Origin of the sequence: Streptomyces pyxinicus (genome assembly GCF_024753135.1) — a bacterium.
In the GTDB taxonomy this organism is placed as follows: Bacteria; Actinomycetota; Actinomycetes; order Streptomycetales; family Streptomycetaceae; genus Streptomyces; species Streptomyces pyxinicus.
In genome coordinates, this window is record NZ_JANUGP010000010.1 from 148,291 (window position 1) to 162,048 (window position 13,758).

General features: G+C 74.7%; 17 protein-coding genes. 10 read left to right on the forward strand and 7 right to left on the reverse strand.

Going from position 1 to position 13,758, the window contains the following annotated elements; all coding sequences use genetic code 11:
- Positions 1-363 precede the first annotated feature (363 nt).
- From NX794_RS16075 to NX794_RS16085, 3 genes are read right to left on the reverse strand one after another with little or no spacing between them, the layout of a single operon-like run.
- A complete protein-coding gene (locus NX794_RS16075; RefSeq protein WP_258779222.1) occupies positions 364-978 on the reverse strand; it encodes an enterobactin synthetase in 615 nt (204 codons plus the stop codon).
- Between the two features lie 4 nt (positions 979-982).
- On the reverse strand, positions 983-2,461 hold the full coding sequence (locus tag NX794_RS16080) for a class I adenylate-forming enzyme family protein (protein ID WP_258779223.1): 1,479 nt from the start codon (positions 2,459-2,461) through the stop codon (positions 983-985).
- Positions 2,461-2,715 (reverse strand): acyl carrier protein, encoded by a 255-nt coding sequence (locus tag NX794_RS16085; protein ID WP_258779224.1) that lies wholly within the window; start codon positions 2,713-2,715, stop codon positions 2,461-2,463. The genes NX794_RS16080 and NX794_RS16085 overlap by 1 nt, the downstream gene beginning before the upstream one ends.
- A 408-nt stretch (positions 2,716-3,123) precedes the next feature.
- Between NX794_RS16085 and paaA the strand changes: the two genes are divergently transcribed.
- From paaA to NX794_RS16135, 10 genes are all read left to right on the forward strand, one after another.
- Positions 3,124-4,155: a 1,2-phenylacetyl-CoA epoxidase subunit PaaA gene (paaA, locus tag NX794_RS16090; RefSeq protein WP_258779225.1), complete on the forward strand. Its 1,032-nt coding sequence runs from the start codon at positions 3,124-3,126 to the stop codon at positions 4,153-4,155.
- Complete coding sequence (locus tag NX794_RS16095; protein WP_258779226.1) at positions 4,152-4,469, forward strand: 1,2-phenylacetyl-CoA epoxidase subunit B; 318 nt, start codon at positions 4,152-4,154, stop codon at positions 4,467-4,469. Before paaA ends, NX794_RS16095 begins: the two co-directional genes overlap by 4 nt.
- On the forward strand, positions 4,453-5,286 hold the full coding sequence (paaC, locus tag NX794_RS16100) for a 1,2-phenylacetyl-CoA epoxidase subunit PaaC (protein WP_428985915.1): 834 nt from the start codon (positions 4,453-4,455) through the stop codon (positions 5,284-5,286). Before NX794_RS16095 ends, paaC begins: the two co-directional genes overlap by 17 nt.
- Positions 5,283-5,783: a 1,2-phenylacetyl-CoA epoxidase subunit PaaD gene (gene paaD / locus NX794_RS16105; RefSeq protein ID WP_258779227.1), complete on the forward strand. Its 501-nt coding sequence runs from the start codon at positions 5,283-5,285 to the stop codon at positions 5,781-5,783. The genes paaC and paaD overlap by 4 nt, the downstream gene beginning before the upstream one ends.
- Positions 5,780-6,901: a 2Fe-2S iron-sulfur cluster-binding protein gene (locus NX794_RS16110; RefSeq protein WP_428985916.1), complete on the forward strand. Its 1,122-nt coding sequence runs from the start codon at positions 5,780-5,782 to the stop codon at positions 6,899-6,901. The genes paaD and NX794_RS16110 overlap by 4 nt, the downstream gene beginning before the upstream one ends.
- A 64-nt stretch (positions 6,902-6,965) precedes the next feature.
- Positions 6,966-7,742, forward strand: a complete 777-nt coding sequence (locus NX794_RS16115; protein ID WP_258779229.1) for an SDR family oxidoreductase — start codon at positions 6,966-6,968, stop codon at positions 7,740-7,742.
- A gap of 59 nt (positions 7,743-7,801) precedes the next feature.
- Positions 7,802-8,650 (forward strand): tryptophan 2,3-dioxygenase, encoded by an 849-nt coding sequence (locus tag NX794_RS16120; protein WP_258779230.1) that lies wholly within the window; start codon positions 7,802-7,804, stop codon positions 8,648-8,650.
- Positions 8,640-9,488 carry an alpha/beta hydrolase gene (locus NX794_RS16125; RefSeq protein ID WP_258779231.1) on the forward strand — a complete coding sequence of 283 codons (849 nt, stop codon included), beginning with the start codon at positions 8,640-8,642 and terminating at the stop codon, positions 9,486-9,488. Before NX794_RS16120 ends, NX794_RS16125 begins: the two co-directional genes overlap by 11 nt.
- Positions 9,485-10,735 (forward strand): kynureninase, encoded by a 1,251-nt coding sequence (locus NX794_RS16130; protein ID WP_258779232.1) that lies wholly within the window; start codon positions 9,485-9,487, stop codon positions 10,733-10,735. The genes NX794_RS16125 and NX794_RS16130 overlap by 4 nt, the downstream gene beginning before the upstream one ends.
- Positions 10,736-10,777: 42 nt before the next feature.
- Entirely contained in the window at positions 10,778-11,338 is a 561-nt protein-coding gene (locus tag NX794_RS16135; RefSeq protein WP_258779233.1) for a DinB family protein, read from the forward strand.
- Between the two features lie 45 nt (positions 11,339-11,383).
- Here the strand turns inward: NX794_RS16135 and NX794_RS16140 are convergent, their stop codons facing one another.
- The 4 genes from NX794_RS16140 to NX794_RS16155 form a co-directional block, all read right to left on the reverse strand.
- Entirely contained in the window at positions 11,384-12,559 is a 1,176-nt protein-coding gene (locus NX794_RS16140) for a cysteine desulfurase family protein (protein ID WP_258779234.1), read from the reverse strand.
- 63 nt (positions 12,560-12,622) lie between these two features.
- Positions 12,623-12,937, reverse strand: a complete 315-nt coding sequence (locus NX794_RS16145; protein ID WP_258779235.1) for a hypothetical protein — start codon at positions 12,935-12,937, stop codon at positions 12,623-12,625.
- Positions 12,938-13,047: 110 nt separating this feature from the next.
- Positions 13,048-13,314, reverse strand: a complete 267-nt coding sequence (locus NX794_RS16150; RefSeq protein ID WP_258779236.1) for an ABC transporter permease family protein — start codon at positions 13,312-13,314, stop codon at positions 13,048-13,050.
- A 24-nt stretch (positions 13,315-13,338) separates the two neighbouring features.
- A complete protein-coding gene (locus tag NX794_RS16155; RefSeq protein ID WP_258779237.1) occupies positions 13,339-13,647 on the reverse strand; it encodes an ABC transporter permease subunit in 309 nt (102 codons plus the stop codon).
- Positions 13,648-13,758: the final 111 nt, after the last annotated feature.

Below are 13,758 nucleotides of genomic sequence, written 5' to 3' on the forward strand. Positions count from 1 at the left end.
GAGCGGGGGCCGCCGACTGGCCGGGGCTGAGCGGGGTGCGACGTCGGCCGGTGGGTCCGGTGCCGAAGGCTCAGCCGGCCCCTGGGACCGACGGCGCTGGGCCCCGGTGCCGGAACCAGGTGGGTGCCATGGGCAACCCCGATGCGGTGGGGCGACACGATGGCCGCCGGCCGACCCGGCGCTGGCGCCGCGTGGCAGCACGGCGCCACAACCCGCGTGCGGACCTGGGAGCACCGCTCGTCCGTCGGCCGGCATCCCCGCCCAGCGCGGGCTGCGCGCGTCCGTCACTCGGCCTCTCCACCCCGTGCGGGAGTCACACCTCCGCCCCCGGCATCCAGGCCCAGCGGCGGGGCAACGCGTCCGTCAGCCTTCGTCCCCGCCCAGCACCACGCTGAACACCCCCGGCCCGGCGGCGAGGACACGGACCCGCACCGCGCGTCGCGTCTCGTCACGGACCTCGACCCGCAGGCAGCTTGCATCGCCCGGGGCGGCCCGCAGATCCCGGAGTGTGCCCACGGAACCGCCGCCCGCCAGGGCCTTCCAGGCGGCCTCCTTCGCGGAGAAGAGGGCGGTCACCGGCCAGGTGTGGAGCAGGTGTTCCTCGTCCTCGCAGAGCAGCAGCCGGGCCGCGCCGGGCGGGAGGGGGCGCAGTTCCAGGTCGCAGCCGAGCGGGGTGTCGTGGCCGGGGGCGCGGGCCACCGCGACCGCGACGCCCCCGCTGTGGGAGATCGACGCGGCCCGGCCGGGCGGGAACAGTGGACGCCGGCCGGCCCGGGGCACGTCCCCGCAGTCCAGCCCGACCGAGCGGAGCGCCCGGCGCGCGGCGAGCCGGCCCGCGAGGAACTCGGAGCGGCGGCGCTCGGGCATCGACGCGATCGCGGCGGCCTCACCGGGCCCGGCGGGCGCCAGGTGCGGTTCGGTGCCGAGGGCGATCCCCGCGCCGAGCCCCGCCGCCCGCAACTCCGCGAGGAGCCGCACGCCCTCAGGCCCGCAGCAGCTTCTTGATGATCTTCCCGGCGGGGTTGCGGGGCACCTGCTCGATGAACTCCACCCGCCGGGGCCGCTTGTAGGGCGCCAGCAACCGCGAGACGTGGCCGAGGAGTTCGACCGTGCCGGTGCCGGGCTCGGCCACCACGTACGCCAGCGGCACCTCGCCGTAGTCCTCGTCCGGCATGCCGACGACCGCCGCGTCCCGTACCGCCGGGTGGCTCATCAGGGCCCGCTCGATCTCCGAGGGGTAGACGTTCTGCCCGGCCCGGATGATGACGTCCTTGGTGCGGTCCACGAGGTGGATGCGCCCCGCCTCGTCCACGAACCCCAGGTCACCGGTCCTGATCCATCCGTCCAGGTCGATCTCGCGGGTGGCCTCCGGATCGTTCCAGTAACCCCGCATCACCCCGGGCCCGCGCACCACGATCTCGCCGGTCTCGCCGCCCGGCAGCTCCGCTCCGTCCGAGCCCACCGCGCGGGCGGACATGCCGGGGATCACCCGCCCGCAGGGGATGCGCGCCGTGACGTCCCCGGGCGCCGGGTGCTCGTCGGGGCCGAGGGTGACGAACGGGCCGCCGACCTCCGTCATGCCGTACACCTGCCGGAAGCCGCAGCCGAGGCGCCGTACGGCCTCCTCGTACACGTCCAGGGGCATGGGGGCGGCGCCGTACAGGACCTCCCGGAGCGTGGAGAGGTCGGTGCGGTCCGCGCCCTTGGCCTGGAGCGTGAAGCGGAGCATCTGCGGAACCAGCCACATATGGGTCGCGCGGTGCCGCTCCACCGCGGCCAGCGCCCGCTGCGGGGTGAAACCCGGCATGAGCACGATGGTCGCGCCCGCGGCCATGTAGGTGAGCGAGACCACCATGCTGCCGTGGTACAGCGGGCAGCAGTTGACCATCACGATGTCGTCGGTGGGCCGGGCCGACACCAGCCAGCCGAGGGCGATGGCGCGGAACGAGGCGCTGTCGACCGTGACGCCCTTGGCCTGCCCGGTGGTCGCCGAGGTGTGCAGCACGGCCACCGGATCGGTGTCGGCCACGGCCGGCAGCGCCCGCTCGGGCGCCACCCTGCCCAGCGCCTCGAACGCCGGCTTGTCGAACGCCATCCTGAGCCGCACCGACCCGGGCAACTCCGGATGCCGGTCCAGCAGTTCGGACTCGCCGAACACGGCCACCGCCCCGACCCGCGCCACGATGCCGGCGACCTCGGGCACGGCCAGGCTGTGGTTCAGCGGCACGAACAGCGCGCCCAGCCGGGCGAGCGCGAAGTAGGTCTCCAGGACCTCGATACGGTCCTTGGACAGCACGGCGACCCGGTCACCGCGCCCGATGCCCAACTCGGCCAGGCCCCGCGCCAGTTCGAGCGTGCGGTCGTGGAACCGGTCCCAGGTGACCGCGCGCTGCTCGTCGACCAGTGCCGTCCGCCCGGGAAAGCACTGCCGGTTGCGTTCCAGCAGCTGGGTCAGCCACATCAGGCGCCGCCGCCCGCACCGGCCGCCGACCGCTCGGCCACGAAACGCTCGTAGTCGCCGATCGAGCGCAGCTTCTCCATGTCGTCGGCGGTGATCTCCACCCCGGCCCGCTGCTCGACCAGCAGCACCAGCCGCACCAGGTCACCGGAGTCGATGCCGCTCGCGGCGAGGTCGACGTCGTCACCGACCCGCCCGGCGTCCGCGTACTCCTCGGTGCCGGTCAGCTCGACCAGCAACTCCCTGATGGTGCTCATCGGTTACCCCTTTCGCCCCCGGCGGGCCGGCCGCCGGGCGGATCGTCCGAGCCGGGCGCGGAGCGGATCGCGTCCTGCGCCGCCGCCCGCCTTCACCCGCGCCGGTCACCCGCGCCGGTTCACCCGCGCCTGTCACCCGAACAAGAGGCGACCGCACCGGACCGCAATCCCCGCGGCCCCGCGTGACGTTTGTCACGCGCACATGCCACCGGCCGGGGGATTGCGGACCCGTCTCCCGGCCTCTTTCCGAGACGGAGGCCGCGCCCGATCCGCCGGGCGCGGCGGGCGCCGTACGCGTCCGGGACGTGCCGAAGGAGTGATGCCAGTGCCCAGGCGAGGGGTCCGGTCCGGGGGCGCCCACGTCCCCGCCCCGGCGTGCGGCGGGCGGACCGGCCGGGGAGGAGTGGCATGAGCGCGGCAGCACCCGCAGGCACCGAGACCGCCGGCGAGGACGAGATGACGGCGCGGTTCGAGGCGCTCGTCGGCGCCGGCGAGGCCGTCGAACCGCGGGACTGGATGCCCGACGGCTACCGCCGCATGGTCCTCCGGCAGCTCGCCCAGCACGCCCACTCCGAGATCATCGGCATGCAGCCGGAGGGCGCCTGGCTCACCCGGGCACCCTCCCTGCACCGCAAGTCGGTGCTCCTCGCCAAGGTGCAGGACGAGGCCGGCCACGGCCTGTACCTGTACTCCGCCGCCGAGACCCTGGGCGTGGACCGCGCCGACCTGCTGGACGCCCTGCACGAGGGCCGCCAGCGCGCCTCGGCCACCTTCAACCACCCCGCGCTGACCTGGGCCGACACCGGCACCATCGCCTGGCTGACGGACGGCGCCGCCGTCATCAACCAAGCCCCGCTGTGCCGCACCTCGTACGGGCCCTACGCACGGGCCATGCGGCGCGTCTGCCAGGAGGAGGCCTTCCACGTACGGCAGGGCTACGACCTGATGCGCGCCCTGTGCGAGGGGACACCGGCGCAGAAGGAGATGGCGCAGGACGCCGTGAACCGCTGGTGGCTGCCGGCCGTGGCGCTGATGTTCGGGCCGCCCGACACCGAGGCGGGCGGCGCCGACGCGCGCACCGCGGCGGTCGGCGCCGCGGTCTCGCGCCGGGCCATGGCCTGGGGCATCAAGCGGCACACCAACGACGAACTGCGCCAGCGCTTCGTCGACAGCTGCGTCCCGCAGGCCGAACGCCTCGGCCTGTCCCTGCCGGACCCGGCGATCCGCTGGAACGAGGAACGCGGCCACCACGACTTCACCCCGGTCGACTGGGACGGCTACCGGCGGGCGCTCGGCGAGGACACGCACTGGGCCCGGCAGCGCGTGGCCCACCGGCGCGCCGCGCACGAGGACGGGGCCTGGGTGCGGGAGGCCGCCGCCGCGCATGCCGCCCGCACCCCGAACACCGACGGCGACGACATCCCGGAGGCGCGCGCATGAGCGGCCGGCAGCCGGAGGGCGCCCCCGCGTCCTGGGAGGTCTTCCTGCGCCCGAGGCGCGGACTCGCCCACCAGCACATGGGCTCGGTACGCGCCCACGACCCGGACACCGCCCTGCTCAGGGCCCGCGACCTGTACACCCGCCGGGGCGACCCGCTGTCGCTGTGGGTGGTCCGCTCCGACGCCGTGCACACCGCCTCCCCGGACGAACACGACCCCTACTTCGCCAACGCGCGGCACAAGCCGTACCGGTACCCGGAGCAGTTCGCGCCGCTCACCACCGAGAAGGGCCCCGACGGTGAACACGACGACTGACCCGGCGGCGAACACGACGACTGACCCGGCGGTCAGCACGACGACCGACCCGGGGGGCCTCCGGCTCGATCCCGGTCTTGCCGTCCACCTGCTGCGCCTCGGCGACGACGCCCTCGTCCTCGGGCAGCGGCTGTGCCAGTGGATCACCCGGGCGCCCAGCATCGAGGAGGACCTGGCGCTGTCCAACATCGCCCTGGACCTCATCGGCCAGGCCCGTGTGCTGCTCACCCGCGCCGGAGGCCTGGACGGCACCGGACGCGACGAGGACGCCCTCGCCTACGCCCGCACCGACCGCGAGTTCACCAACGCCCTGCTCACCGAGCTGCCCAACGGCGACTTCGCGGCCACCGTCGCCCGGCAACTCGCCTACACCCACTACGCCGTGGCCTACTACGAGGCGCTGGGCGGCTGCCCGGACCCCGAGCTGGCCGCGTTCGGGCAGCGGGCCGCCAAGGAGGTCGCCTTCCACCGGCTGCACGCCGACACCTGGACCGAACGGCTCGGCCTCGGCACCCCCGAGAGCACCCGCCGGATGCAGCGCGGCCTGGACCTGGTGTGGCCGTACACGGCGGAACTCTTCGACGAGGACGACGTGGTGCGCGCCCTCGCCGCCGCCGGCACGATCCCCTCGCCCGCCCCGCTGCGCCCGCTGTGGGAGCGGAGCACGACGGAGGTCATCACCCGGGCCGGACTCACCGTGCCGACCCCCGCCTGGCAGGCCCGGGGCGGCCGGACGGGCCTGCACACCGAGGAGTTCGCGTCCCTGGTCGCCGAACTCCAGTCGGTCAACCGGCAGTTCCCCGGAGGCACCTGGTGAGCGGAGCGACGGCCCTCGCGGCCCCGGAGGTCCGGGCGCGGGTGGCGGCCGTACCGGACCCGGAGCTGCCCTTCCTCACCCTCGGCGACCTCGGGGTGGTCGGCTCGGTCGCCCCCGGCGCCGACGGACGCCTCGAAGTGGAGTTCACCCCCACCTACCTGGGCTGCCCGGCCCTGGCCGCCATGGCCTCCGCGATCCGCGATGTCCTGGCCGACTGCGGCCACCCGGACGGGCGGGTACGGCAGGTGCTGTCACCGGCGTGGACGACGGACCGCATCACCGCCGCCGGCCGGGCCGCGCTCGCCGCCCACGGCATCGCCCCGCCCACCGCCGCGCCGGGGGACGGCCCGGTGCTCGTCCGGCTCGGAGGGGTGCCCTGCCCGCACTGCGGGTCCCGGGCCACCCGGCCGCACAGCCCGTTCGGCCCCTCCCGCTGCCAGTCGATGCTGCGCTGCACCGCCTGCCACGAGCTGTTCCCCCACCTGAACGCGCTATGAGGCCCCGCGTGAACTCCGTCGCCCCGGCCGGCACTGTCCGGCCCGCCGCCCGCCGGCGCACCGGCTGGCACCGGCTCCCGGTCACCGCCGTGCAGCGGCTCACCCAGGACGCCGTCGCCGTCACCCTCGCCGTCCCGGACGCCCTCCGGGACACCTTCGCGCACCGGCCCGGCGAGCACGTCGTCGTCCGGCACCGCCGCGCGGGCGAGGAACTGCGCCGCAGCTACTCGGTGTGCCCGCCGCCCGAGGACCCCGGCGCGCTGCGGCTGGTGATCAAGCGGGGCACCCCGGACGGCTTCGGCGCCTACGCCCTGACCGGCCTCGCACCCGGCGACCACCTCGAACTCTCCCCGCCCGATGGCGACTTCGCACTGCCCGAGCTGCCCGGAGCCCACCATGTGCTGATCGCGGGCGGCTCCGGCATCACCCCGCTCGCCGCCCTGGCCGCGGGCGCGCTGCGCACGGACCCGACGTGCCGGGTCTCCCTCGTGCACGCGGTGCCCACGGCCGCCGACGCCCTGCTCGCCGACGAACTCGCCCTGCTCAAGGACGCGTTCATCGAGCGGTTCACCGTGCTCCACGTCCTCACCCGCGAAGCGCGGCCGCCCCTGGACGGCCGGATCGACGCCGGCAACCTGCCGGGCCTGCTCGCCGCGCTGGACGCCCGGCCCGGTCCCGGCACCACCTACGCCCTGTGCGGCCCGGCCGGCCTGACCGCCACCGTCCGTACGGCGCTGACGGCGGCGGGAGCCGACCCGGACCTGGTCCGCTCCGAGCTGTTCACCCTCGGCGCCGCCCCGCGCACCCCGCCCGTGCCCGGCGCGCCGCCCACCCCCGAGGGCACCCGGATCACCGCCCTGTACGACGGCCGGCGCCGGGTCGTCACCGCCGGGCCCCGGGACCCGGCGCTGCTCGACGCGCTGCTGCGCGACCACCCCGACGTGCCCTACGCCTGCCGCGAGGGCATCTGCGGAAGCTGCCGCGCCAAGGTCCTCACCGGCGAGGTCGCGACCGGCCCCCAACACGCCCTGGACGCCGCCCAGCTGGCCGCCGGCTACACGCTCACCTGCCGCGCCAGACCCCTCGGCGCCGAGGTCACCGTCGACTTCGACGCCTGACGGCACCCGCCCCGGCCGGCATCCACCCCTCCAACAGGCCCACCCCCAGCAGAAGGAGAGCACGATGACCACCCCCCTGCGGCACGCGGGCAGGACCGCCCTGGTCACCGGCGGCAGTCGCGGCATCGGCCGGGCCGTCAGCCGCCGGCTGGCCCGCGAAGGCGCTCTGGTGGCCGTCCACTACGGGCACGACCGCGAGGCCGCCGAGCGCACCGTCAAGGAGATCGAGTCCGACGGCGGACACGCCTTCCCGGTCCACGCCGAACTGGGCGTGCCCGGCGACGCCGACACCCTCTGGACGGCCTTCGACCGGGCCCTCGCCGGGCAGGGCGCCGAACCCGGCCTGGACATCCTCGTCAACAACGCCGGCATCACCGTCCCCCGGGGGATCGCGGACGTCACCGAGGAGGACTACGACCGCGTGTTCGCCGTCAACACGAAGGCGCCGTTCTTCATCGTCCAGCGCGGCCTCGGCCGGCTGCGCGACGGCGGCCGGATCGTGAACGTCTCCTCGGTCGCCACCCGCGTCGCCTTCCCGCCGATCATCGCCTACACCATGACCAAGGCCGCCCTGGACTACCTCACCCTGGCCCTCGCCCGGGAACTGGGACCGCGCGGCATCACCGTCAACAGCGTCGCCCCCGGCTACACCGAGACGGAGATCAACCCGACCCTCGCCGTCCCGGAGATCCGCCGACGGTACGAGTCCGCCTCCGTGTTCGGCCGGCTCGGCGCCCCCGCGGACATCGCCGACATCGTGTCCTTCGTGGCGAGCGACGAGGCCCGCTGGGTGACCGGCCAGTGGCTCGACGCCTCCGGCGGTGTCCACCTCGGCCCGTGAGCCCCGGCCCCGCGCCCGTCCCGCCGCACCGCCCGCGGCACCTCTAGGAGACCCTCACCATGAACGACGGCACGTCCGCGCCGGCCCGGCAGACCGCGGACGACTCACTGACCCGGCCCTTCGACGGCGCCAGCCCCTATGACGCCTATGTGCACGCGTCCGTCCTCAACCACCTCCAACAGCCCCTGACCGAGGCACCCGAGGAGATGGGCTTCGTCGTCACCACCCAGGTGATGGAGCTGTGGTTCACGCTGATCGTCCACGAGTGGCGCGCGGCGGGCACCGCCTTCGCCAAGGACGACCTGAACGCCGCCACCGACGCCCTCACCCGCAGCCGCCGCGCCCTGACCGCCCTCAACGCCACCTGGGCGCCGCTGGCCGCCCTGACGCCCGCCCAGTTCAACGGCTTCCGGGCGGCGTTCGGCAACGCGTCGGGCTTCCAGTCCGCGATGTACCGGCACCTGGAGTTCCTCCTCGGCGACAAGTCCGAGGCGATGCTCCGCCTGCACGGGGGCGACCCGGCCGTGCACGAGGCGCTCAGCGAGACGTACCGCCAACCGTCGGTGTACGACGAGGTGTTGGGCTACCTGCACCGGCAGGGGCTGCCGGTGCCCGAGCGGGTACGGGGCCGGGACATGACCGCGCCCTACACGGCGGACCCGGGCGTCGTGGAGGTGTGGCGGCGGATCTACACCGGCCCTCAGCACCATCCGCTGCTCACCCTCGGTGAACTGCTCACCGACATAGCCGAACTCGTCCTGCGCTGGCGCTTCGACCACGTGATGGTGGTCCGCCGCGCGATGGGCGCCAAGACCGGCAGCGCCGGCTCCACGGGCCTCGCCTGGCTCGAACAGCGCGCCGGCAAACCGGTGTTCCCGGAGCTGTGGGAGGTGCGCGGTGGTGTCTAGGGAGATCTCCGCCTTCGCGGCGGAGGAGGAGAAGCGGGTCCTGAGCCTGAAGCCGGTCCTCGCACCGTCACACGGCCGCTACGGCGACCACCCGCACCAGTCCTACGACGCCTGGCCGGCCCGGGAGCCCGGCGCCCCGCTGGTGATCCTGCTGCACGGCGGCTACTGGCGCTACGACCGCATGCACCTCACCCCCTTCGCCGCCTACCTCTCCCAGCAGGGCTTCGACGTGCTGCTGCCCGGCTTCCGCCGCTCCGGCGGCGCCGGCGGCTACCCGGAGACCTTCGACGACGTGGCCCGGATCGTGGACACCCTCCCCGAAGGCCGGCCGTATCTGCTGGCCGGGCACTGCTCCGGCGGCCACCTGGCCCTGTGGTGCGCGGCGCGCGGTCTGCTGCCCGAGGGCTCCCGCTGGCACACCACAGCCCTCCCGACGGGCGTACTGGCCCTCGCCCCGATCACGGACCTCACCGCCACCCGCCGCGACGACCTCAGCGACGGCGCCGCCCTGCAACTCCTCGGCGGCACCGAGGTGTTCGAGGAGCGGCTGCCGGCTGTCGATCCCCTCACGCTGCTGCGCGGGGCGGGCACCACCGGTGTGCCCACGGTGCTGCTGCACGGCGCCGCCGATGAGGAGGTCCCGCTCAGCCAGTTCGCCGACTACGCGGCCGTACACGAGGACCTGCGGACCGTCGTACTGCCCGGCACCGGCCACTACACGCTCATCGAACCCGGCGCGCCCGGCGCCCGCGCGGTCGCCGACACCCTCCGGGACATGTCCGCCGCCTTCGGCGCCCGGCGCCCCGGTACCGACTCCGGGAAGGCCACGACCCGATGACCACCGCCACCTCACTCGAAGACCGGGCCGCCCGCGCCGACGCCGAGGACCCCTTGGCCCCACTGGCCGGGCGCTTCCTGCTCCCCGAGGGCGTCATCTACCTCGACGGGAACTCCCTGGGCCCGCTGCCCGCCGCCGTACCGCCCGCCCTGGCGGACGCCGTCGGGCGCCAGTGGGGCACCGACCTGATCAACTCCTGGAACGACAACGGCTGGTGGCAGGCTCCGCTGCGGATCGGCGACACCATCGGCCGCCTGGTCGGGGCCGCGCCGGGGCAGACCGTGGCGGGCGACTCCACCAGCGTGCAGCTGTTCACCGCGCTCGGCGCCGCCACCGCGCTGCGCCCCGGCCGGCCCCTGCTGGTCACCGACCCCGGGCACTTCCCGACCGACCGCTACCTGGCCGACGCGGTGGCCCGCCGCCACGACGGCATGGAGGTGTGCCGGGTCCCCCCGGCCGACCTGGAACCGTTCCTCGCCGGGCACGGCTCCCGGGTGGCGGCGGTCAGCTACTCGCCCGTGGACTTCCGCACCGGCGAGCTGTACGACATGGCCGCGCTGACCGAGGCCACGCACCGCGCCGGCGCGCTCGCGGTGTGGGACCTGTGCCACGCCGCCGGGGCGATGCCGCTGCGCCTGGACGCCCTGGAGGTGGACCTCGCCGTCGGCTGCGGCTACAAGTTCCTCAACGGCGGCCCCGGCGCACCCGCCTGGCTCTACGCCGCCCGCCGCCACCACGACGCCCTCGACACCCCGCTGACCGGCTGGAACGGCCACGCGCACCCCTTCGCCATGCACCGGGACTACACACCGGCCCCGGGCATCGCCCGCGCCCGTATCGGCACCCCGCCCATCCTCTCCCTGCTCGCCCTGGAAGCGGCCCTCACCGTCTTCGAGGACGTGGACCTGAGCGAACTGCGCGCCAAGAGCCTGTCGTTGACGGACTTCTTCCTGACCTGCGCCGACGAACTTCTCACCCCGCTCGGCATCACACCCGTGACACCCCGGGACCCGGCCCGCCGCGCCGGCCACGTCGCCCTGCGTCACCCGCACGCCCACGGCCTGACCCGGGCCCTGGCGGACCGGGGCGTCGTCATCGACATGCGCGCCCCCGACCTGCTCCGCTTCGGCGTCAACGCGCTCTACACCACCCACACCGAACTCCTCACGGCGGCCCGGCACTTGCGGGCCGTCGTGCGAGAGTCGGCCTACGACCCCGCACCGCCGCGCTCGGGCCCGGTCACCTGAAACCCGGTGGCGGCTCGGCACCGCCGACGACACGATGGGCCCATGAGCGACCATCCCGAGCGCTGGACCCAGGCCACGGTCTACCCGGACATGTGGACGGACCCTGACGACGACCCGCGCGACAGCGAAGGTGTCAGCCCCGACGGCGAACTCCCCACGCTCCAGGACTTCCTGAGCAACTACCGGCTGACCCTGCGGATGAAGTGCGAGGGTCTGGACGCCGAGCAGCTGGCCCGCCGCTCCGTCCCGCCCTCCCCCCTGTCCCTGCTCGGCCTGCTGCGGCACCTCGCCGAGGTGGAGCGGGACTGGCGCGACTGGATCACCGACGCCGACCCGCTGCCGAAGCTGTACGGCGCACGGGACGCCGACTTCGAGGGCGCTATCGCCGACCCCGCAGTGGTCGACGCCGCCTACGCCGACCTGGCCCGCGAGCAGGCCGCCACCGACGCCGCCCTGGCCGCCCACCCGGACCTCGGCGAACGCCTCGGCAAGGACGGCATCGCGGTCCGCGAACTCCTGGTCCACCGCATCGAGGAGTACGCCCGGCACTGCGGCCACGCCGACCTGCTGCGCGAACGCGTCGACGGCCGGGTGGGCCAGTAGCCGCACCCGCTGCCGCGCCGGGGGAGGGGCGGGTCGGCGGGCTGGTCAGGAAGGGACGGGCGCCGGGCTCAGTGAGCGCACCGCCGCGACGAGCAGCCCGGCGGCCCGGTCGACCTCCGCCTCGGTCGTCCAGCGGCCCAGCGACAGGCGTACCGCGGCCAGGGCGCGGACCTTGTCCAGGCCCATCGCGCGCAGCACGGGCGAGGGGGAGTGGGCCCCGCTGTGGCAGGCGGAGCCGGTGGAGGCCGCGAGCCCGGGAGCGGCGGCCAGCAGGTCGTGGCCCGTGACTCCGTCGACGCTGAGGTTGAGGGTGTTGGGCAGGCGATGGCGCGCGGAGCCGTTCAGCCGGACCCGGCCGGGCAAGGTGCGCGACAGCTCCCGGTGCAGACGGTCGCGCAGCGCCGCGAGGCGCGGCCCGGCGCCGTCGGCGAGGTCCGCGGCGGCGAGATCCGCCGCGCTGCCCAGGGCCACCGCCAGGGCCACGTTCTCGGTGCCGGCGCGCAGGCCACCCTCCTGGCCGCCGCCGTAGACCAGCGGTTCGAGCCGGACGCCCGACCGGACGTACAGGGCACCGACGCCTTTCGGGGCGTACAGCTTGTGTCCGACGACGGTGACGAGGTCCGCGCCGAGCACCCGTACGTCCAGCGGCACCTTGCCGGCCGCCTGCGCGGCGTCGCAGTGGAACAGCGCGCCCCGCTCGTGGGCGAGGCGGGCCAGCTCGTCGACCGGTTGCAGGGTGCCCGTCTCGTTGTTGGCGGCCATCACCGAGACCACCGCCGTCCGCCCGTCCAGGTGCGCGGCCAAATCGGCGGGGTCCACCCGGCCGTCCCGGCCGACCGGCAGCCACGTCACCTCGGTGCCGTGCAGCCGGTGCAGCGCGCGGCACGCCTCCAGGACGGCCGGGTGCTCGGTGACCTGGGTGATCACGCGCCGTCGGCCGGGCCCGGCCGCCAGGACGGCGCCGCGCAGCGCGAGATTGTCCGCCTCCGATCCGGAGCCGGTGAACACGATCTCGCCGGGCCCGGCCCCGAGCAGTGCCGCGACCTGCCGACGCGCCCGGGCCAGCGCCGCCCGCGGACCGGTGCCGTAGACATGCGCGCTGGACGGATTGCCGAACCCGTCCGCCAGGAAGGGCAGCATCGCCTCGACCACGCGGGGATCGACCGGGGTGGTGGCGTTGTGGTCCAGGTAGACGGGGCCGGGGTGTGCGGGCGTGTTCATGTTCCCACCGTCACCGGCCTCGCGGTGCGGACCCCATAGCGACGCGCGCCGCCGGCGGTCCGCTTACCGCGTGCCGTTCTCGAAGAGGGCGATCTGGTCCTTGACCCAGGGGTCGTAGACCGCCGAGCGCTGGGCCGCGGACGGGTAGAACGCCGCGATCTGGTCCTTGATCCACGGGTCCGTGGCCGGCCGGGCGGCATCGTGGTGGTGGGACGCGTGCCGGGCGCCGTGGCCGTGGTGGTGTGCGGCGCCGTGGATGTGGTGGTGCCGGTCAGTATGAGGAGTGGCCGCTGTCGCGGGACCGCCGCCGATCATCATCACGCCCGCGGCTACCGCGGTGGACGCACCGAGGATCGCGATCCGTCGCGTCGAGTTCATGGTCTCCTCCTCCTTGCCAGGCCCGCGCCGCCCCGGTTTTCCCGGTGGCGGTGCGGGCGCCTCCAGAGGACGCGACTACCCGCTGACCCGCCGCGCACACGCCATCCGGATCATTTGATTCCGGTTGTGGCGATGCCCTGGACGATCTGCCGCTGGAACACCAGGAAGACGGCGATGAGCGGCAGGAAGCCCAGCACGGAGGAGGCCATGACCTCGGCGTACTGGATGTTGCTGTTGTTGATCAGGGAGGCCAGGCCCACCGGGATCGTCTGCGACGTGGTCTGGTTCAGGACCAGCAGCGGCCACAGGAAGGAGTTCCAGGACGTGATGAAGGTCAGGATGGCGGCCGTGGACAGCGCCGGCCGGCACATGGGCATGCAGATCGCCGTATAGACCCGCCATCAGCCCGCCCCGTCGATGCGGGCGGCCTCGATCAGGGGCCGCGGGATGCCCCGGAAGAACGCCTGGAAGACGAAGACGGAGATCGGCGCGGCCACCGACGGCAGGACCAGCGCCCAGAAGGTGCCCAGCAGGTGGAAGGAGCGGTACTCGATGAACTGCGGCAGCACCAGCACCTCGGTCGGCAGCATCAGCGCCGCCGTGACCAGGGCCATGACCAGGCCCCGGCCCCGGAAGCGGAGGACGGCCAGCGCGAAGCCCGCCATCGAGCCGAAGGCCACCGTGAGGACCACGGCGAGGACCGAGATCACCAGGCTGTTGAGGTACCAGGTGCCGATCGGGTAGTCGTCCCACGCGTAGGAGTAGGCGTGCAGGGACCAGCCGCCCGCGAACGGCGAGGTGGGGTGCTGGGTGATCGATCC